Origin of the sequence: Clostridium sp. AF37-5 (genome assembly GCF_003477605.1) — a bacterium.
GTDB lineage: Bacteria > Bacillota > Clostridia > Lachnospirales > Lachnospiraceae > Eubacterium_F.
This window is the reverse complement of sequence record NZ_QUDR01000010.1, coordinates 21530-42236: the sequence shown is the minus strand read 5'-3', so window position 1 is coordinate 42236 and position 20707 is coordinate 21530. Positions and strand designations below refer to the sequence as shown.

General features: G+C 41.3%; 17 protein-coding genes. 2 read left to right on the top strand and 15 right to left on the bottom strand.

Features of this window, described 5'->3' with window-relative positions:
• Positions 1 to 123: 123 nt before the first annotated feature.
• The 9 genes from ltrA to ppdK all read right to left on the bottom strand — a co-directional run bounded on the left by ltrA (position 124) and on the right by ppdK (position 9401).
• Positions 124 to 1542 carry a group II intron reverse transcriptase/maturase gene (gene ltrA, locus DW019_RS08015; protein ID WP_118443041.1) on the bottom strand — a complete coding sequence of 473 codons (1419 nt, stop codon included), beginning with the start codon at positions 1540 to 1542 and terminating at the stop codon, positions 124 to 126.
• Positions 1543 to 2052: 510 nt separating this feature from the next.
• Positions 2053 to 2178, bottom strand: a complete 126-nt coding sequence (locus DW019_RS15450; RefSeq protein WP_243024129.1) for a hypothetical protein — start codon at positions 2176 to 2178, stop codon at positions 2053 to 2055.
• A gap of 51 nt (positions 2179 to 2229) precedes the next feature.
• Positions 2230 to 3072, bottom strand: a complete 843-nt coding sequence (locus DW019_RS08005; protein WP_118443040.1) for a CAP domain-containing protein — start codon at positions 3070 to 3072, stop codon at positions 2230 to 2232.
• 82 nt (positions 3073 to 3154) lie between these two features.
• A complete protein-coding gene (locus tag DW019_RS08000; RefSeq protein ID WP_118443039.1) occupies positions 3155 to 4186 on the bottom strand; it encodes a DUF6017 domain-containing protein in 1032 nt (343 codons plus the stop codon).
• A gap of 8 nt (positions 4187 to 4194) precedes the next feature.
• Positions 4195 to 4596, bottom strand: coding sequence for a single-stranded DNA-binding protein (locus DW019_RS07995; protein ID WP_118443038.1), 402 nt, complete (start codon positions 4594 to 4596; stop codon positions 4195 to 4197).
• Positions 4589 to 5491, bottom strand: a complete 903-nt coding sequence (locus tag DW019_RS07990) for a ParB/RepB/Spo0J family partition protein (protein ID WP_118443037.1) — start codon at positions 5489 to 5491, stop codon at positions 4589 to 4591. Before DW019_RS07990 ends, DW019_RS07995 begins: the two co-directional genes overlap by 8 nt.
• Positions 5484 to 6266 carry an AAA family ATPase gene (locus DW019_RS07985; protein WP_118443036.1) on the bottom strand — a complete coding sequence of 261 codons (783 nt, stop codon included), beginning with the start codon at positions 6264 to 6266 and terminating at the stop codon, positions 5484 to 5486. The genes DW019_RS07990 and DW019_RS07985 overlap by 8 nt, the downstream gene beginning before the upstream one ends.
• Before the next feature lie 33 nt (positions 6267 to 6299).
• On the bottom strand, positions 6300 to 6479 hold the full coding sequence (locus DW019_RS07980; protein WP_118443035.1) for a hypothetical protein: 180 nt from the start codon (positions 6477 to 6479) through the stop codon (positions 6300 to 6302).
• Between the two features lie 279 nt (positions 6480 to 6758).
• Positions 6759 to 9401, bottom strand: coding sequence for a pyruvate, phosphate dikinase (gene ppdK / locus DW019_RS07975; protein ID WP_118443034.1), 2643 nt, complete (start codon positions 9399 to 9401; stop codon positions 6759 to 6761).
• Positions 9402 to 9680: 279 nt separating this feature from the next.
• Between ppdK and DW019_RS07970 the strand changes: the two genes are divergently transcribed.
• Together DW019_RS07970 and carB are read left to right on the top strand one after the other, a co-directional pair.
• Positions 9681 to 10517: a DegV family protein gene (locus DW019_RS07970; protein WP_182431068.1), complete on the top strand. Its 837-nt coding sequence runs from the start codon at positions 9681 to 9683 to the stop codon at positions 10515 to 10517.
• 46 nt (positions 10518 to 10563) lie between these two features.
• Complete coding sequence (gene carB, locus DW019_RS07965) at positions 10564 to 13788, top strand: carbamoyl-phosphate synthase large subunit (protein WP_118443032.1); 3225 nt, start codon at positions 10564 to 10566, stop codon at positions 13786 to 13788.
• A gap of 66 nt (positions 13789 to 13854) precedes the next feature.
• On the opposite strand, the gene DW019_RS07960 is transcribed toward carB, so the two are convergent.
• From DW019_RS07960 to DW019_RS07935, 6 genes are all read right to left on the bottom strand, one after another.
• Entirely contained in the window at positions 13855 to 15513 is a 1659-nt protein-coding gene (locus DW019_RS07960; RefSeq protein ID WP_182431067.1) for a VanZ family protein, read from the bottom strand.
• A 32-nt stretch (positions 15514 to 15545) separates the two neighbouring features.
• On the bottom strand, positions 15546 to 15884 hold the full coding sequence (locus tag DW019_RS07955) for a hypothetical protein (RefSeq protein ID WP_118443030.1): 339 nt from the start codon (positions 15882 to 15884) through the stop codon (positions 15546 to 15548).
• 514 nt (positions 15885 to 16398) lie between these two features.
• Positions 16399 to 17670, bottom strand: a complete 1272-nt coding sequence (locus DW019_RS07950; RefSeq protein ID WP_118443029.1) for a GHKL domain-containing protein — start codon at positions 17668 to 17670, stop codon at positions 16399 to 16401.
• A gap of 1 nt (position 17671) precedes the next feature.
• Complete coding sequence (locus DW019_RS07945) at positions 17672 to 18391, bottom strand: LytTR family DNA-binding domain-containing protein (RefSeq protein WP_118443028.1); 720 nt, start codon at positions 18389 to 18391, stop codon at positions 17672 to 17674.
• A 22-nt stretch (positions 18392 to 18413) separates the two neighbouring features.
• Positions 18414 to 19253 (bottom strand): hypothetical protein, encoded by an 840-nt coding sequence (locus DW019_RS07940; RefSeq protein ID WP_022376616.1) that lies wholly within the window; start codon positions 19251 to 19253, stop codon positions 18414 to 18416.
• An 8-nt stretch (positions 19254 to 19261) separates the two neighbouring features.
• Complete coding sequence (locus tag DW019_RS07935) at positions 19262 to 20659, bottom strand: glycine--tRNA ligase (protein ID WP_022376617.1); 1398 nt, start codon at positions 20657 to 20659, stop codon at positions 19262 to 19264.
• Positions 20660 to 20707 lie beyond the last annotated feature (48 nt).

Here is a 20707-nt window from a genome sequence, read left to right as displayed (position 1 = left end):
TGTCCGGTGGCGGGCGGATGAGAAACTGCATTATTTTTCCTCCAATCGGGTAGGAGGTAGATAATTATCTTATCTACCGACCTCCCACACCACCGTACGTACCGTTCGGTATACGGCGGTTCTTTAGTTTTCACATATTTTCAGGTAAAACTCTGTGAATGTTGGATATCCCCATTCACGGAGTTTTTCATTACTCAAGGCAAACTGTACCAGTCTATTATTGCTACAGTTCCAAATGCCCTGGCGCATATTTGCGTGCCATTGAATAAAGTCTTCATTCATTCCGAGTTCTTTCAACTTTCGGTATTTCGTTTTAGGTTTCTTCCATTGTTTCCAATAGACTGCCCTTATTCTATGGCGTAACCACTTGTCATTACTCTGCAACAGACCTTTCATATCTGCCATTCCAAAGTAATTTACCCATCCTCTAATAAACTGTGTCAGCTTTAATGCTCGATATTCATTTCCCCATCCGTTATGTCTGTCAGTAAGCTCTCTGATTTTATTCTTCATCTTTGTTACTGATTTAGGATGTACCCGAAATCTGCATATTCCCTTGTATCTATAGAAGCTATAGCCAAGGTATTTGACTTTGCTGATATGTGCCACGCACGTCTTGGTGCGATTTACTTTAAGGAATAGTTTTCCCTCAATATATGGCACTATGTTGTTTAAGGTTCTTTCTGCACTTTTCTTGCTTTTACAGAAAATCATACAGTCATCTGCGTATCGGACAAATCTATGCCCTCTCCGTGTAAGTTCCTTATCCAATTCATTCAGCATGATGTTACTTAAGAGTGGGCTTAATGGTCCACCTTGTGGCATTCCGACCTCTGTCTTTTCGAACATTCCTCTGCTGATAACTCCAGCATTAAGATATTTGTGAATGAGTGATATTACCCGCCCATCCTTGATGGTTCGTGATAGTACTTCAATTAGTTTGCTCTGACATACTGTGTCAAAGAACTTCTCCAAATCCATATCTACCACATATACATATCCATCATTGACATTTGTCTGGCATTGTTTCAGTGCGTCATGCGCACCTCTGTTCGGTCGAAATCCAAAACTATCCTCCGAGAACTGTTTCTCGTAAATCGGCGTTAATACCTGTGTGATTGCCTGTTGAAACACTCTGTCAACTACTGTTGGCACTCCCAGTTTTCTGACCTCGCCTTTTGTTTCTTTGGGTATTTCTACCCTACGGACTGGATTAGGTTTATATTTCCCATCCTTTATCTGTTGGATTAGTTGCTCTTGGTTGTCTTTCAGAAAGCCTAGAAGTTCATCTACGCTCATTCCGTCAACGCCGCCTGCTCCTTTGTTAGATTTCACTTTCTTATAAGCCTTGTTAAGGTTATCCTTGTGTAAAATCTGTTCCAGTAGATTGTCCGTCTGAAAATCTGTGATGATGTCGTTGTTTTCAGTAATCCTCTGATGGGCGGACACTTCTGCATACTCTTTCTGTTCCGCAGATACCATTTGCAGATAGTCCTCAATATGAAGTTGTCTGTCCTTAAATCCATCTTTGGTTACATTCATTTACTCACATCTCCTAAAGTTCAGTCCTTCCCACTATGTTTGCAACCATAATGGTACTATGACCTCTGCTGACTTCTCGCCATTCGTTGTTACTGACGGTTTTCATACTCTGTTTCCAACCGCTGACGAAACCTCCCTTGGTACCACACGTCACTTTCTCTCCATATATCTGCCACATTTACTACAGTTAATTCCGAGTAGTTATTGGACTTTGGCTTGTGATGCAGCCTTATCCTTAACTATAGCCTGATGTGATTTCTGTTCGTCAGACCAGAGATTTGCCTCCACCTTCCTTCAGATTCCACCTCACGATGGACACCCTTGGTCTTGGCTGTATCCTTCCCACTACTAGGGCGGATTAGGGACTTTCACCCATTAGCGACGTGCGCCGCAAGGCGCACATCAAAAAAGCAGGAAATGTATTATCTTTCTTACATACATTTCCTGCTACATAAACAGTTGCTATATTTTATTTTTTCACTTCCATACAATGCCAAACATTTCTACCGCTTAATTATCTATCAGAACAATATCTTTTGGCGTGTCTTTCGTCACGGTTATCGTTACTTTTTCTGCTTTATTATATCCATCCGGCGTTGTCTTCTCATAAAACACATAGGTTTTTCCAATTTCCAAGACGATCTGCCTTCCAGATTCGCCTACCGTGATCCGTTTACTGGTATTCCATCAGTCATTCTCCTCGTAATATCCAATCGTTGCCCCACCAATATACTGCCCAGTTGATTTATCCTGTCTTTTCACGGTAAATATCATTTCCGATGCATTTTCCTGTTTTCTCGTCAGATTTTCTGGAGAACCATCATAAAAAACCGCACACCAGATGTCCTTATAGCGGGCAATCGCACCACAACGATATCCTTTGTTCTTGATGTTTCGATAATGTCCGGGACTGTGTTTCCACGAAAGCATCACTTCTTTGGCACTTGTCTGTCCACACGCCATATTTTCTCCTAAGGATATGTTGTTGACTACCAATGTATCGCCAAAAAAGTTCTCCATATCGGTTGGAAGATTTTTATGTCTATCATAACCACTATGCTTTAAACGGTACAGGGCAAACCGATATAACTCATCTGACCATATCAATGCTTTTGCACCTTTCTCTGCCCGGTACCGGTTCTGAATGTCAAATGCTTCCTTTGCCTGTGACTTATAGCCATCCTGTCCCTTTCCGATCACCTTGATACGATAACGGTACACACGCACTTTTCTGTGTTTTTTATACAGGCTGACCGTCATTGTCGTTTTACCGCCTTTTCTTCCTTTCATGACAATGTATTTTCTGCCTTTTGCTTTCGCTTTCAGCACCTTCCTGTTTTTGACTCGAACTTTTACTTTGGAATATTTCTGCAGTTTCGTCGGTGTGTAGCGAATAGAAGAATCCATGTTCAGATCAATCGTCATTTTTTTATGAATGACTTTCGTCTTTGCTTCTGCCACATTTTTCTGTGATGCCAATGTCATCAGCACCAACATCATGAACACGCCTGTTTTTACTAATCTTTTCATATCATTCACGCTCCTTGCTGTACGCTGGTCATTCCCAGCAATGTTAATTATATCGTATCTGTTAGTTTATTAAAGCATTTTATCACCCGGCACCGCTGTCCTTTTCATGGCTGCCTGCTCCATAAAAATCATACATGACCTGATTGCTGATATCCAGTTCCCCCTGCGACTTCGCCTGATACAGTACCGTAAGCATATAGGCTTTGTGATTATGTACCTTTGTCACCTGCTTTTGATACTGCTCGATCGCATAATCAATATCTAATCGATCCAGTTTCAAAAGCCTTGATTTTACAACAGCCGCCGGTTTGTCCTCTCCCATAACCCGGATAATCGGCTTCCCGGTGTTTAAAACATCATAAAGTACATCCTTTACCGTATTGAACTGCTTCTCCTTTCCACGAGGAATATACCTTGCTTCCAGTTCATAGTGCTGCACGATGAACTCCATCGAATAATCTTCTCGGATCACCTCCTGATCCTGATATGGATTAAGATTAGGATTTAATATACCAGTCTTTATATCAGGATTTATATTATAGTCTTTATTATTGTTACCCCCATTTGCGTTGCTACCGTAACCGTTATTACCGTTAGCGTTACTACCGTAAGGGGGGTAACGGTCATCTTTACCGTTAGTACCAAAAAGGGGGTAACGGTGATTTTCATCTTTTTCTGTAGCCGGATAGCTGATATTTTCAGACGAAACCTGTTCATTCTCTTCTTCAGATAAATCCGCCTGCCGCTTCTTTTCTGCTCTTGTCAGATTATTACTGGAAACCGTTCCATCGCAGCTATGATATAGTGTATGTGGTCCGAGATCCGGTTCATCTAACAACTCATACTCAGCCCGCCATACACCATTATCCGGCATAAAGTGAACCTTCAAATATCCAAAATCTTTTAATTCTTTCCACGCACTATCAAATGCCTTTTTCCCTTCTTTGGTCAGATTTCGGAAATCTTCTTTTGTCCATTTCTTATCCGGCATGGAGATATATGCCTGTATGACAAGATATAGTCCTTTTGCTTTCAAAGAAATGTTCGTGTCTCTGGTAATCTCATTTTGAACGACTGTAAATCCTTTTTTGCTTCGGAAGAAACCTTCTGCCATGTTATCACCTACCTGCCATCGACCGGTTGCTCCTCATCCGAAACGGACGAAAAATCACTGTCTTTATTTGCCGGTTTCTCCGCACTTTTCTTCTGTGCAAATTCAACCTCTTCTGTAATAATACTGAAACCATAGACCTTGCTTCCCTCTTTGGTCGTATAGTTGTTATTCTGCACCCGTCCAATGACTAATACACGGGAGCCGCTATGAAAATATCTCTCGACAAATTCCGCCTGCCTTCCAAAGGAAGTGCAGTGAAAGAAATCGGCATCGGCTTCTCCGTCACGCTTTGCCCGCCGGTTTACAGCAAGATCAAATTTGGTAATGACAACTTCACTTCCATCCTCTGCTGTCTTTCTCGTTGTTTTGGGATTTCTTGTCATATTTCCAAGTAAAATAATCTTATTCATTCTGTGCACTTCCTTTCTTTCGTTTCCATGTTTCTAACAGTTCAAAAATGATATTCATCATTTCCTCTTCTGTGGTTTCTTCCTCAAAATACTCTGACAGCCGTTCATTTTTCAGAGTAATTTCCTTTTTTCTCTTCTGCTTCTGTGCAGAAATAAGATAGCGTTCCAGCATCTCTGCATCCAATTTTCCATCCACACTGAGCTGCTTGATCGTATTTGCCTGTACCGCCGACAGTTTCTTTGGATACCGGCAGAGTGCTTCATAAACCATTCGCTGCTCTTCAGCCGTCAAAACTGATAAACTGACGCCCTGACCAAGTCCAAGCCGCTTATGATCGACTAATGCCAAAAGATCATCATTCAGCCTGGCAAGCCAGATGTATCTTTGAATCGACTTGTAATTCTCACCGCTTTCCTCCGACATCATCTTCAGGCTGTTTCCTGCTTTCCCCTGATTCTTCATGGCATCATACTTGATCTTATACGCCTTTGCTTTTTCACTTGGTCGGATATTTTCCCGCTGAATGTTAGAATCCACCATCACCATACTGGCTTCATCGTCGTTCAGCTCCTTTACAAAGACCGGCATGGTTTCCAAGCCAAGCACTTCACACACATGCTTCCTTGTATGTCCTGCAATGATCTCGTAACCGCCCTGTTCCCGTTTCCGTACAATTCCCGGCACCAGCACTCCATGCTCTCTGACACTCTCAATCATCTCTTCCAATTCTTCATCCGAACGGATCTGAAACGGGTGGTTATGAAACTCATGCAGCTCAGAAAGCGGTATCTCTTTCACATCGCCCGTTTCTGCAGTTTCCTCCACAACCTTGCCTCCAAAGAGGTCATCAAAACTCGTCAATTTCACATTTTTTAAAGCCTTTGTTCTACTCATGAGCGATTACCTCCTTCGTCAGTTCTTCATAAGCTTTTGCTACCGGATGCTTTTTATCCAGCGAAAAAATACTTACTCCAGCCGCTGATGTTTCAGAGGCTTTTACGGAAAACGGGATTTTGCTCTCGAAGATAGGAATGGAATCTCCGTAATACTCGTTTATCAGTTCCATAATGTCCTTCGCATAATTGGTCCTTGCATTCAGCATGGAGATCAATATCCCCTCAAACCGAATCGACGGATTCAGATGTTTCTTCACCCTGCAGATCGTTGTGATCAACTGCTCCAATCCTTTTACCGGCAGATAGGCTGCCTGTACCGGGATCAACACACTGTCCGCTGCAGTAAGGGAATTTACAGTTATCATTCCAAGACTCGGCATACAGTCGATAAGAATGTAGTCATAGAACTCCCTCATACTTTCCACATAAGTTTTCAAAACTAACTCCCTACTCATGGCATTCACAAGCGATACATCCACACCGGACAGATTGATGTTGCATGGCATAAGGTCAAATCCCTCTTCGTGTTGAACAATCCCCTCTATCACATCCACATCCTTATCCATAATGATCTGCTCCATAATGTCAGGCAGTGCCACGTCCAGCTCATCCGGATTCATAATGCCAAGACTCTGTGACAGATTTCCCTGTGGATCTGCATCGATCACAAGCACCTTCTTTCCTTCTCTGACTAAACCTGCTCCAAGATTCACTGTTGTGGTGGTTTTGGACACGCCACCTTTTTGATTGCATATAGCGATTACTTTACACATAATTCTGACCCTCCGTATTTTTTTAATTTGTTACTACTGTTTTTTAACGATCCGCCGATACTGAACACACGCATGACAGTACTTTGGATTTTTTTGATTCGACTTAATATCAGACACCTCAATAATCTCATATTGCTTGTCCTTTTCTAATCTCTTGATCATGTGTCGAACTTCTTTTCTCGTATCTGAGATATTCAAAAATCCTATCTTCATCACCTCCAGATTTGCATATTGTATAAAATAAAAAATGGGAACAAATCCTAACCGTTTTTAACAATTAAGACTTATTCCCAAATTTTGCTTTCTCTTATTGCAAAACAAGGGAAAGCATTTCATAATACTTTCCCTTGCTGATAGTATGCATATTAGATATATACTTTAATGGTAATATCTTTAAATCTGTTGGCTTTCGTGTACTCATCACGCTGTGCCATAAAGGCTTTCACATCGTCACGAGTAACCGTTATATCACAACAGTGAACATACTGCTTATTATTTACTCTTTTCGGCGATTGCTGCCTGAGCTGCTGCCAAACGTGCAATCGGTACACGGAATGGAGAGCAGGATACATAGTCAAGACCAATCTTGTTGCAGAACTCAACAGAAGATGGGTCACCACCGTGCTCACCACAAATACCGCAGTGAAGTTTGCTGTTTACAGGTTTTCCAAGTTTCAGAGCTGTTTCCATCAACTTGCCAACACCTTCCTGGTCAAGTTTAGCAAATGGATCGTTCTCGAAGATTTTAGCATCATAGTATGCATCCAAGAACTTACCAGCATCATCACGGGAGAAACCGAATGTCATCTGAGTCAAATCGTTTGTTCCGAAGCAGAAGAAGTCAGCCTCTTTAGCGATTTCGTCAGCAGTCAATGCTGCACGAGGAATCTCGATCATAGTACCAACCTCATACTCAAGGTTTACACCTGCTGCTGCGATTTCAGCATCTGCTGTCTCAACAACGAAATTCTTAACATATTTCAACTCTTTTACTTCGCCAACCAATGGAATCATAATTTCAGGTTTAACATTCCAGTCCGGATGCTCTTTCTGAACTTCGATTGCAGCGCGGATAACTGCCTTTGTCTGCATCTTAGCGATTTCCGGATAAGTTACAGCAAGACGACATCCACGATGTCCCATCATTGGGTTGAACTCATGCAGGGAAGCGATGATTGCTTTGATATCCTCAACGGATTTACCCTGTGCATCAGCCAATTTCTTAATATCAGCTTCCTCTGTAGGAACGAACTCATGAAGAGGTGGATCCAAGAAACGGATGGTAACCGGATTTCCTTCCAAAGCTTCATACAATGCTTTGAAGTCTCCCTGCTGATATGGAAGAATCTTATCAAGAGCAGCTTCACGCTCTTCTACTGTATCGGAACAGATCATCTCACGGAAAGCAGCAATTCTGTCTTCCTCGAAGAACATATGCTCTGTACGGCAAAGTCCGATACCTTCTGCACCAAGCTCACGAGCTTTCTTAGCATCTGCCGGTGTATCTGCATTTGTACGAACTTTCATTGTACGGAACTTGTCAGCCCATTCCATAACACGGCCGAACTCACCTGCGATTGTAGCATCAACAGTTTTGATAACGCCATCGTAGATGTTACCGGTAGAACCATCAATTGAGATATAATCTCCTTCATGGTACTCTTTGCCGGCCAATGTGAATTTCTTGTTTTCCTCATCCATGTTGATATCGCCACAACCGGATACACAACATGTACCCATACCACGTGCAACTACGGCAGCGTGGCTTGTCATACCACCACGAACAGTCAAGATACCCTGAGATGCTTTCATACCAGTGATATCTTCCGGAGAAGTCTCAAGACGTACAAGTACGACTTTCTCGCCTCTCTCATTCCACTCTACAGCATCTTCTGCTGTAAATACGATTTTACCACAAGCAGCTCCCGGAGAAGCACCAAGTGCTTTACCAATTGGAGTAGCAGCTTTCAATTCTGCTGCATCAAACTGTGGGTGAAGAAGTGTATCCAAGTTACGAGGATCGATCATTGCTACTGCTTCTTCTTCTGTCTTATGTCCTTCATCAACGAGGTCACAAGCAATCTTCAAAGCAGCCGGAGCGGTTCTCTTACCGTTACGGCACTGAAGCATGTAAAGTTTTTTGTTCTCTACAGTAAACTCCATATCCTGCATATCATGGTAGTGATTCTCAAGGATATCACATACTTTGATAAATTCAGCATATGCTTCTGGGAATTCCTGCTCCATCTGAGCGATTGGCATTGGTGTACGAACACCGGCAACTACGTCCTCGCCCTGTGCGTTCTTAAGGAACTCACCCATCAATTTATTCTCGCCTGTAGCAGGGTCACGAGTGAAGGCAACACCTGTACCGGACTCATCATTCAAGTTACCGAATACCATAGGCATTACGTTAACTGCTGTTCCCCATGAATAAGGGATATCATTGTCACGACGGTATACGTTTGCACGAGGGTTGTCCCAAGAACGGAATACAGCCTCGATAGCAAGTTTCAACTGCTCAACCGGATCTGATGGGAAATCTTCACCAAGCTGTTTTTTGTACTCAGCTTTGAACTGCTCAGCCAAAGTCTTAAGATCAGCTGCTGTCAAATCTACGTCATACTCAACGCCTTTTTCAGCTTTCATTTTATCAATGAGCTGCTCGAAATATTTCTTACCAACTTCCATAACGACATCGGAGAACATCTGGATGAAACGTCTGTAAGAATCGTATACGAAACGCTCGAATTTAGGATCCGGGTTTCCTTCGATCATTGCAGCTACTACTTCGTCATTCAAACCAAGGTTAAGGATAGTATCCATCATACCAGGCATGGATGCACGAGCACCGGAACGTACGGAAACGAGAAGTGGATTTTTGAGGTCACCGAACTTTTTACCGTTCACTTCCTCCATCCATTTAACACCTTCCATTGTCTGAGCCATAATCTCATCATTGATTTTACGGCCATCTTCATAATACTGCGTACATGCTTCTGTACTGATAGTGAAACCCTGTGGTACCGGAAGACCGATTTCAGTCATCTCCGCAAGGTTAGCACCTTTACCACCAAGCAGATTACGCATGGTCATGTTACCTTCTTTGAAGGTATAAACCCATTTGTTTGCCATGATACTTATTTCCTCCTAAATAATATAATAATGTATTTTGACACAGAAACATTTGCATAGAAATAACGCAACAGTTCTGCGGTCGCTGACTCCATTGTAACATAAAGAACGCCGAGAGAAAAGCACTTTTTTCGTCTTATCCGATTTTTTGGTAATTTAATTGACAAACCATTACAATCACACTATAATTTTTATAACTGCGGTATTATATATAAGAAGATAATTTTTTTATATAAAATGCCCTGCAAATACATTTACAATGAAATAATGGAGGTTCCTATGATACGCATAATTACGGACAGTCTGTGCGATTTAACCATGGACTATGCAAAAGAATTAAACATCGATATCATGCCGCTTACCGTTCGTTTTGGGGAAGACGATTTTAAATGTGGTATTGATCTCACCAACGAAGCTTTCTATGACAAACTTACAAACGACAGTAACAATCCTTCTACCGCCGCTGTCAATCCATTTGAATTCGAGGAAATTTTCAAAAAATACATCGATGCCGGCGATGAAGTCGTGGCAGTCCTCTTTTCCAAATACATGAGTGCAACATTTCAGTCCGCATCCATTGCCGCAGAAAACATCAATTCTGACCGTCTGTATTTGATTGACTGTGAAACGGGAGCCATGGGACAGGGACTTTTAGTTGAAACTGCTGTCACTTTGCGTGACGAGGGAAAATCCGCAAAAGAAATTGCCGACACCATTCAGACCCTTTTAAAGAAAACCGCAACCTATATCGTCGTAGATTCACTGGAATACTTAAAACGTGGCGGACGAATCAGTAAAAGTGCAGCACTGCTTGGCGGCCTGATGAAAGTACATCCGGTTTTACAGGTTATTGCCGACGGTGCAAAACCAATTGATAAGGTAAAAGGAAAGAAATCCGCAAATGCATGGCTGATTAACAAATTAAAAGACCAGCCGGCAGATGAAAATTATAAACTCGTAATCGGACATTCAAATGCGCCGGAGCGGGCAAAAGCATTTGAAGAACAACTTCGTGAGGCAGGTATTAAAAATGAAATTCTGACCACCTGCATCGGACCGGTCGTAGGAACACATATCGGTCCAAACTGTTTGGGAATTGGATATATCATCAAATAAATAAAATGGATAGAGAACAAAAAAACTATATATAAAGGAGACAACTATGCCTAAAAGAGAAGACATTAACAAAGTATTAATCATCGGTTCCGGTCCGATTATCATCGGACAAGCCTGCGAGTTTGACTACTCCGGAACACAGGCCTGCAAGGCGCTCAGAAAACTTGGTTACGAAATCGTTTTGGTCAATTCCAACCCGGCAACCATTATGACAGACCCGGAAATTGCAGATGTAACTTACATCGAGCCACTGAACGTAAACCGTTTGGAGCAAATCATTGCCAAAGAGCGTCCGGATGCCGTTTTACCAAACCTCGGCGGTCAGTCCGGCTTAAACCTTTGTGCCGAATTGGCAAGTGAGGGAATTCTTGACAAATACGGCGTACAGGTAATCGGTGTGCAGGTCGATGCCATTGAACGTGGAGAAGACCGTATCGAATTCAAGAAATCCATGGATGCCATTGGCGTTGAAATGGCAAGAAGCCAGGTATCCTACAGCGTAGATGAAGCGTTAGCCATTGCGGATGAATTAGGATATCCGGTTGTTTTACGCCCTGCTTACACAATGGGCGGCGCCGGCGGCGGTCTTGTCTATAATAAAGAAGAATTAAAAACTGTTTGTGCCCGTGGACTTCAGGCAAGTTTAGTTGGACAGGTTCTTGTCGAGGAATCCATCCTTGGCTGGGAAGAATTAGAGCTTGAAATTGTACGTGACGCCGATGGCAATATGATTACCGTCTGCTTCATTGAAAACATTGACCCAATGGGAACGCATACCGGTGATTCTTTCTGTTCCGCACCGATGCTTACCATTTCCGAAGAAGTGCAGAAACGTCTTCAGGAACAGGCATACCGCATTGTCGATTCCGTCAAAGTAATCGGCGGCACTAATGTACAGTTTGCTCATGATCCGGTTTCCGATCGAATCGTTGTTATCGAAATCAACCCAAGAACTTCCCGTTCTTCTGCACTGGCATCCAAAGCTACCGGTTTCCCAATCGCTTTAGTTTCCGCTATGCTTGCTGCCGGTCTTACTTTGAAAGACATCGAATGTGGAAAATACGGAACCTTAGATAAATACAAACCGGACGGTGACTATATTGTAATTAAATTTGCGCGCTGGGCTTTTGAAAAATTCAAAGGTGTAGAAGATAAATTAGGAACTCAGATGCGTGCCGTCGGCGAAGTAATGAGCATCGGAAAAACCTATAAAGAGGCTTTCCAGAAAGCAATCCGAAGCTTAGAGACCGGCCGCTATGGTTTAGGTTTTGCCAAAGATTATAATGAAAAATCAAAAGAAGAACTACTTCGTATGTTAGCTACTCCTTCGAGTGACCGCCATTTCATTATGTATGAGGCGCTTAGAAAGGGCGCTACCGTAGACGAAATCTTTGATATTACAAAAGTAAAACACTACTTTGTTGAACAGATGAAAGAACTTGTTGAGGAAGAGGAAGCCATCGCAAAATCCAAAGGTTCTCTTCCATCCAATGAGCAGCTTATTTCCGCTAAGAAAAATGGCTTCTCGGATAAATACTTAAGTCAGATTCTTGCGATTCCGGAAGATGACATCCGCAATAAGAGAATCGAACTTGGCATTGAGGAGGCCTGGGAAGGTATTCACGTAAGCGGAACCAAAGACAGTGCTTATTATTATTCAACTTACAACGCCAAAGACAAAAATCCGGTCAGCGAAGAAAAGAATAAAATCATGATTCTCGGTGGTGGTCCAAACCGAATCGGTCAGGGTATCGAATTTGACTACTGCTGTGTTCACGCAGCACTTGCTTTGAAAAAACTCGGCTTTGAGACGATTATCGTAAACTGTAATCCGGAGACGGTTTCCACCGACTACGATACATCCGACAAATTGTACTTTGAGCCTTTAACATTGGAAGATGTTTTAAGCATTTACAAAAAAGAAAAACCACTCGGTGTAATTGCTCAGTTTGGTGGACAGACACCGCTTAATTTGGCAGCCGAACTGGAGAAAAACGGAGTTAAAATTCTTGGCACGTCTCCATCTGTTATCGACTTGGCGGAAGACCGCGATTTGTTCCGTGCCATGATGGACAAATTAGGAATTCCAATGCCGGAAGCAGGCATGGCAACAACCGTTGATGAAGCACTGGAAATTGCGAAAAAAATTGGTTATCCGGTTATGGTTCGTCCTTCTTATGTACTTGGCGGACGCGGCATGGAAGTCGTATATGATGACGAAAGTCTTACCGACTACATGAAAGCAGCCGTAGGTGTTACACCGGACCGTCCGATTTTGATTGACCGTTTCTTAAATCACGCATTGGAATGTGAAGCAGATGCCATCAGCGATGGAACACACGCTTTCGTTCCTGCTGTTATGGAACATATTGAGCTTGCCGGTGTACACTCCGGAGACTCTGCCTGCATTATTCCATCGGTTCATATTTCCGAGGAAAATGTTGCGACAATCAAAGAATACACGAAAAAGATTGCGGAAGAGATGCATGTTAAAGGTCTCATGAATATGCAGTATGCCATTGAAAATGGAACGGTTTACGTTCTGGAGGCAAATCCAAGAGCTTCCCGTACGGTACCGCTTGTTTCCAAAGTATGTAACATCCGCATGGTGCCTTTAGCTACCGACATTATTACTTCAGAACTTACAGGCCGCCCATCACCGGTATCCTCTTTGAAGGAACAGAATATTCCATATTTCGGTGTCAAAGAAGCCGTATTTCCATTCAACATGTTCCCAGAGGTTGACCCTCTGCTCGGACCGGAAATGCGCTCTACCGGCGAGGTACTTGGTCTTTCCACCTACTATGGCGAGGCGTTCTACAAAGCACAGGAAGCAACACAGACAAAACTTCCTTTGAAAGGAACTGTATTAATTTCCGTAAACCGCAAGGACAAACCGGAAGTAGTTGAAGTTGCTAAATTATTCGCCGAGGCAGGCTTTAAGATTCTGGCAACCGGTAAGACACACGAAATCATTACCGATGCCGGCGTTGAGGCAGAGAAAGTATTGAAATTGTATGAAGGTCGTCCAAATGTACTGGATTTAATTACAAACGGCGATATCGATTTAATTATCAACTCACCGGTTGGCAAAGACAGCGTACACGATGACAGTTACTTGCGCAAAGCAGCAATTAAAGCAAAAATCCCTTATATGACAACTATCGCTGCTGCCAAAGCAAGTATTAAAGGAATCTTGTATGTTCAGAAACATGGCAATGGTGAGGTAAAATCCTTGCAGCAGATTCACAGTGAAATTTCTGATAAATAATTTATCTACAACAAAAAAAGCTGCGTCTTGTAAACACAAGACGCAGTTTTTTTATATACCATATTTTTATTTAGTTGGAACGTTTTTCACATGTTTAATCCATTTTCCCTTTTTGCTTCGATATGTCATCGTCACACAATAAGTCTTCTTTTTCTTCGCCTTTTTCCGTATACATACTTTCCGGGATATTTTGTACGAATATGTCATATGCGCCTTTTTCGCTCCACGAATTGCCTTTGCTCCTTTTACCGTGCAAACACTTGTCTTCATGCTTTTGTCAGCAGTTAATTTTGTTTTCTTTCCCTTAATGTAAATCTTTTTCACAAAGAAAGGATTTTTTTCATCCCCCTGCATGATTCCTAGACGAACCTTTTTCACTTTAGCATCAACGTAAAGTTTTTTTATGGAAAATTTCTTACTGCTGCCCTTACAAAAATCATTTGTCCAAAACGAATAATAGCCAATTCCTTTGTCCTCTCCCTGAGCCAAATGCCACTCTTCAATCGGCTTCGAAAAAAGACGGCTTTCATAAGACAACGAATAAAATCCTTTAGAGTAGACTTTCTTTAATGAAGTACAATCCGCAAACGCTTCATTATACATAGCAACGCCATCATTTAAATGTAATTCTGTCAAACTGCTGCAGCCAAAAAATGCATACTCTCTAACAAACAAAACATCTTTCGGCAAATAAAGTTTTTTCAAATTTTTACACTGATAAAACGCCATTACTCCAATGTTTGTTACTGTTTTTGGTATTGTTATTTTTGTCACTTTATCTGCATTTGTCAGTACCGTAAAAGACTGACGATTCACACTTAAATTTACCTCATTCGTCAAAATTTTTCCGGAATAACCAAGACTGACCACTTTGTACCCATCAATGGTTTGCGGAATCATAATTTCCGTATCATCTGACGCAATCTTTCTCAATTCAATTTCCTTTTTTGCCGCATCAATCACACGATAAGAGTATTTACCGCTTTTTACAAAAGCACCGGTATCGCGCCAATCCTCCACCGTATCTTCCCTTACAATCGTTTTTTCAGTTGCAGCCGGCGTGTCTGCTTTGCTTACTTTTGCCGTCAGTGGCGATGCCACAGCAAGTAACATAAACACCAAAACGCCCATCACAATTTTTGTTCTTTTACCACCAAACCACTTTTTATAAACAATCTCTGCTGCCATACTTCCTATCACCCCTCCTAAAAGATTTAATAATAAATCGTCCACATCGACACTTCGATAACAATAACCTAAGGCAGAGTTAAATACGCCCTGCAAAATTTCAATTGATAAGCTGGTAAGAAAACATATGATAAAAACCGTTTTCTTTTTATGTTTCTGTTTCCAGCTTAAAATCGCAGTAAAAAAACCATACGGAACAAACAACAATATATTTCCTATACATTGAAATAAAAATACACTTTGATATCCTGAGAAAAAATCTTTTATATACCCAAAGATACTACGAAAAGGTACAAAATTATTTGTTTGCCCCAATTCATATTCAATATTCAATGCAATTTCCTCTTGTTGTATTGGAAACGGAAAATACACCACAACAAATATCCCTGCCAGAGTAAACAAAGCCATCACATATGCTATGAATAAATAAATTCCACTCTTCGTCCTTATATCCCATTCATGCATACAAAACAAAAGCACACCGGCAAATACAACAAACTGTACAAACAAAATGGTTGGTAACAAATATGTAATCATGTACATCTCCCCCTCTCATATTTTCAATTCCATTACCAATTTATTTTTCCAGTTCCCTGAATACGTTTTCCGTCTTCCTTTTTCCAAAATTGATATTGACAACTTCCATGATTCGAAAATGTAATTGTCTGTTTGTTACCAGCCTTTTTGTTTATTGTTTTTGTAGCATAGGTTTTCGAAAAAAATATGTCATTGCTTACTTGTTTTACAACAAAACTCTTACTTCCCCAATGCGAAACATTAAATGATATTTTTATCTTTTGCGCTTTTCCATTATACACTCTACTTGGTAAATAATGCGCAAAATCATAAACAAAACTTCTCGAAAACGCTATTGAATAAGAGAAACTCAGCACAAATGCAACACCCACAATACACGCAATCCTTTTTCAATTAATTCTTACCATCTTTCTTACATCTCCATTTCTTAATTATGTTGAGAGATTAGATATAATAAATCCAATCCATAGTTATAGTACCGCTTATAATGATAACACATTCTAACGATAACAGATTCTAAAATTCGTGAACGGACAAAAATTGGGAGTGAACGGACATTTTTTGTTAGCTTTTTTCGAAATTCCAGTAATTCAGCAGAAAAAATTTGTGACTCGTGGGTTTTGAGTACGTCAGTAGGTGTTGCAAGAAGTCCAGTGGACTTCTGTTATGCAACGACCGAAGCGGAGCGGAGACCTCTGGTAGTTTCAGTGCCCCTACTGCTACGTACTCAACTAGCGAGAGCGGCGCAAGAGGTTCGGGGAACCTCTGACCTGCGTGGACCGGAGTGGAACGGAGAACCACGAGACGCAAAGTTTTTCTACTGAATTACGGAAGCAAAGAAAAGCCAACAAACACATTCATTCTCCTCCCACAACTTATCAATTTTTACACCAGCGGAATCACCACATCAGCAACAAACCACTCCCCTTTTGTATGTATCTCAAAATCTCCGTCAACACTCTCGACCATGTGACGAATACTTTTAATTCCATAACCATGAAGCTCTTTATCTTTTTTCGACGTTTTAATTCCCATTACAGAATTAAATTTCTCTTTGCCGTCATAGGTATTGGAAATTCGGATAATGAGCATTTTCTTTGCATATTTTATTGTAATCTTAATCTTTTTATCTTGCACTTTTTCGCACGCTTCTATTGCATTGTCAAGAAGATTTGTCAGGATTCCCATAAGCACATAGGCAGAAACATTCAAATCTTTTGGAACTTTGACATCCATTTTAGTTTCAATCCCAAGGCGGTCTGACTCCTGCAATTTATAGCTGAGAATACTGTCAATGACAAAATTGTCCGTTCGCTCAAACTTCGTCTGGAAAAGTTCCCCTTCCTGCATTTCATTTAAGTACGCTGTCAGTTTTTCTTTTTCGCCCTGACTGTTCATAAATGCAAGCATGGAAATATGTTTCTGAAAATCATGCCGCTGAATTCTAAGTTCTTCATCCATCTGATGCATCAGTTTAAGCTGACGGTTCTGATACACATTTAGCTGCTCCAGTTTTTCCTTTTCAAAACGCACGCGCATATTTTCAATCTGAACGTCACACAGATAAAATACCAAAACATTCATGACAAACAAAATAACCGTACAGCCAAGCATATTTAACCAGTAAAAATTCTGCTGGCAAATCATCAAATCAAGGTAAAGTGAAAACACCGGGAGCACAATCGTTACCGCCCAGTAAAGAATCGGAATCTCTCTTCCTTTCTGCAGATTGCGAAAGTTTCGTATCATAAGCACGACAAGATACTGCACGACCGGCAGTGCCACCATGCCCCAGACGTTGTAATATTCTCTCGACTGGAATACATTTAAATCCAAAAATCCGGTTGCAAGTCCCACGATACATTCTGCTAAAGTCATGCTGACAAAAGCAAAGACTGAATACAAAAGGCCTTGTTTCCAGCCGCTCTCGTACCCAAAAAAGGCAATCAATACAAGCATAACATAAGAACTAAGTCCCGTAAGAATTGGAATATCTATAAAAACATTTAACAGCATGGTTATCGCAAAAAAGAGCACAAAGGCTAAAAATTCAATGCCTGCCCCACGCTTGCTTTTCCCAAAAAAGCATCGGTACAACAGCCATAATTCGTAAGATTGAAATATATTGGCAATAATATAAAAAGTAGCAAAAAGCATCTCAGTCCTCCATCAGTTCATGATTAATGAATTCATCTTTAAATTGTTTTCTACGGCTTTTTCCTATTATAATCTCTTTGCCATCTGACATCTTCACCTTTGACATAGAATATTCCGAAACATAATTCAGGTTAATCAGATAACTCTTATGACAACGGCTGAATCCATGTTTTTCGTAAATGTCACAAAGCTGCTGCAGCGAATTCCCCGCAAAAGCCACTCTCCCATCCTTACAATGAACTTCAACACCTTTTCCCGCTCCTACAAAATACACAATATCCTTCAAACATACACTTTTATAAACACCATCTTCACGGTACCGAAAAGCAAGCGTTCCCGTATTAACACGCTCACGCACGAGGTCAATATCTTTTACAACATCCTTGTGTTTTAACGGTTTTAAATGAAAATTCAATGGATGCACATCAAATAAATCCATACAATAATTTGATTTTCCGGAGATAAAAACCAAATAAATCAAATCCATTTTCCATGCACTGCGAATCATCTGCCCCAGTTCAATTCCATTCTTCTGTGGCAGTTCAATATCAAGAAACAGCATGTCATACCACTGACCGGACTGTAACTGCTGCTGCAATGTCTCCGCACTATGATACACGTCAACATAGAGACGCGTTGCATTTTCATAGTTATATTGTTCAATCCACCCCTCAAGCTGAGAGCATACGCCTTTGTCATCATCACAAATTGCAATATTCACTGCGTATCACCTGCCTGCGTATTTATTTCCATTCTTTCGGAAGTATGGCATTTCCTCCAAATCCTTTATGTTTCCAATTGTCCTTCGACTTATCAAACGATGTCACCTGCAAAATCTGCCATGGGTTTGATTTTTTCAAAGAACGATATACTTTTTTCAAAGGTACCCACTGTCTGTTATGCGTCAAATCTCCGGAATCCCCGAGAAAAATTTTATCGCTTTTCTCATCATATAAAAACAATGTCACATAATGCCCCGGCGTATCTTTCCAGTAACAATCGCTGTCATTACTGCTCACCACAACAATACATGCCAGTGATTCTTTCACTAACTTTTGAAACGCTTCGTATTTGCCGGGCTTACGAAAAACATCTGACGTAAAACCAAGTTCTTTTAACGTAGCCTTCATATAGCCCCAGTCGATAGCACCACCACCGCCATAGCCACTCACTTTTTTTGCATACCGGTACATATCAACCGGTGAACTTTCATACGAAGAAAATGTCGTATAAATATTTGCCATGCAGCACAAACCGCATCCAAAAGCACCAAAGGAGCCACCATCGTAAAACTCTTTGCCCCATTTACCGGACCACTCTCTGCGCCCCTCATAAGCCTTTGGTCCCTGAAAGAAAGTTGCTACTTTTTGGGTCGGATCAGGCGTCGGTGTCGGTTTTTGTGTCGGAGACAACGACGGCAAAGCGGTCACCTTCGGCGTAACCGCTGTCTGTTTTAATGTTTCTTTTGTCTGCTTTGACCCGGCCGGGAAAAACTGATTTAATAAAGCAGCGGCTGCCAGCATCCCGATGCTTAACAAGATGATGACAGCCAGTTGCTTTTTAGTAACTTCGCGTTTCTGCATAAAGTCTCCTAAAATGTAAATTTATCCGCAAAATACTCTTTCAAATCTACAATTTTAACTCTTTCCTGTTCCATAGTATCACGGTCACGTACCGTAACCATACCATCTTCTTCTGAATCAAAATCATAAGTAACACAATATGGTGTACCGATTTCATCCTGACGGCGGTAGCGTTTACCGATATTACCACGGTCGTCATATTCACAGTTGTAAGTCTTGCTGAGCTCTTCAAATACTTTTTCAGCATTCTCATTCAATTTCTTTGACAATGGCAGCACACCAATTTTAACCGGTGCCAATGCCGGATGGAAATGAAGAACCGTACGAACATCCGGTTTTTCTTTCGTTCCAATATTTTCTTCATCATAAGCACTGCAAAGGAAGGCAAGTGTTACACGGTCTGCTCCCAGTGAAGGCTCAATTACATAAGGAATGTATTTCTCACGTTTTTCATCATCAAAATATTCCATCGGCTCGCCGGAAGTATTCTGATGCTGTGTCAAATCGTAATCTGTACGGTCTGCGATTCCCCAAAGTTCGCCCCAGCCAAATGGGAACAAGAACTCAAGGTCTGTCGTTCCCTTACTGTAGAAGCAAAGTTCTTCCGGTGAATGGTCACGCGCACGCATCTCATCTTCTTTGATGCCAAGGCTCTGCAGCCAATCGATACAGAACTGACGCCAGTAGTTAAACCACTCCAAATCCGTTCCCGGCTCACAGAAAAATTCAAGTTCCATCTGTTCAAACTCACGGGTACGGAATGTAAAGTTACCCGGCGTAATCTCATTACGGAATGACTTACCAATCTGTCCAATACCAAACGGAATTTTTTTGCGCGACGTACGCTGTACATTTTTAAAGTTTACAAAAATACCCTGTGCCGTCTCCGGACGAAGATATACGGTATTTTTTGCATCTTCGGTTACACCCTGGAATGTTTTAAACATCAGGTTAAACTGACGAATTTCCGTAAAATTGTGTTTTCCACAACTTGGGCATGCAATTTTGTGTTCTTCGATAAACTGTTCCATCTGCTCATTGGACCAGCCATCTACAGAACCATCTAATTCAATGTCATTGTCTCCTGCAAACTCTTCAATCAACTGGTCTGCACGGAAACGCTCATGACACTCTTTACAATCCATCAGAGGGTCGGAAAAGCCGCCAAGGTGTCCGGATGCTACCCATGTCTGCGGATTCATAAGAATCGCACAGTCCACACCAACATTGTATTTATTCTCCTGAATAAACTTCTGCCACCATGCTTTTTTTACATTATTTTTTAATTCTACACCGAGATTTCCATAATCCCATGTATTCGCTAAACCACCGTAAATCTCAGAACCCGGATAGATAAATCCACGGCTCTTAGCCAGTGCAACGATTTTGTCCATTGTCTTTTCCATCGTCTTCCTCCATTGCTTTCATTTTCTCTCAATATTGTACTATTTTAG

What these genes read in the sequence shown, in the direction of transcription:
- ltrA (WP_118443041.1), bottom strand. Translation starts at nt 1,542, where the DNA reads ATGAATGTAACCAAAGATGGATTTAAGGACAGACAACTTCATATTGAG.
- DW019_RS08005 (WP_118443040.1), bottom strand. Translation starts at nt 3,072, where the DNA reads ATGAAAAGATTAGTAAAAACAGGCGTGTTCATGATGTTGGTGCTGATG.
- DW019_RS08000 (WP_118443039.1), bottom strand. Translation starts at nt 4,186, where the DNA reads ATGGCAGAAGGTTTCTTCCGAAGCAAAAAAGGATTTACAGTCGTTCAA.
- DW019_RS07995 (WP_118443038.1), bottom strand. Translation starts at nt 4,596, where the DNA reads ATGAATAAGATTATTTTACTTGGAAATATGACAAGAAATCCCAAAACA.
- DW019_RS07990 (WP_118443037.1), bottom strand. Translation starts at nt 5,491, where the DNA reads ATGAGTAGAACAAAGGCTTTAAAAAATGTGAAATTGACGAGTTTTGAT.
- DW019_RS07985 (WP_118443036.1), bottom strand. Translation starts at nt 6,266, where the DNA reads ATGTGTAAAGTAATCGCTATATGCAATCAAAAAGGTGGCGTGTCCAAA.
- DW019_RS07980 (WP_118443035.1), bottom strand. Translation starts at nt 6,479, where the DNA reads ATGAAGATAGGATTTTTGAATATCTCAGATACGAGAAAAGAAGTTCGA.
- ppdK (WP_118443034.1), bottom strand. Translation starts at nt 9,401, where the DNA reads ATGGCAAACAAATGGGTTTATACCTTCAAAGAAGGTAACATGACCATG.
- DW019_RS07970 (WP_182431068.1), top strand. Translation starts at nt 9,681, where the DNA reads ATGATACGCATAATTACGGACAGTCTGTGCGATTTAACCATGGACTAT.
- carB (WP_118443032.1), top strand. Translation starts at nt 10,564, where the DNA reads ATGCCTAAAAGAGAAGACATTAACAAAGTATTAATCATCGGTTCCGGT.
- DW019_RS07960 (WP_182431067.1), bottom strand. Translation starts at nt 15,513, where the DNA reads ATGATTACATATTTGTTACCAACCATTTTGTTTGTACAGTTTGTTGTA.
- DW019_RS07950 (WP_118443029.1), bottom strand. Translation starts at nt 17,670, where the DNA reads ATGCTTTTTGCTACTTTTTATATTATTGCCAATATATTTCAATCTTAC.
- DW019_RS07940 (WP_022376616.1), bottom strand. Translation starts at nt 19,253, where the DNA reads ATGCAGAAACGCGAAGTTACTAAAAAGCAACTGGCTGTCATCATCTTG.
- DW019_RS07935 (WP_022376617.1), bottom strand. Translation starts at nt 20,659, where the DNA reads ATGGAAAAGACAATGGACAAAATCGTTGCACTGGCTAAGAGCCGTGGA.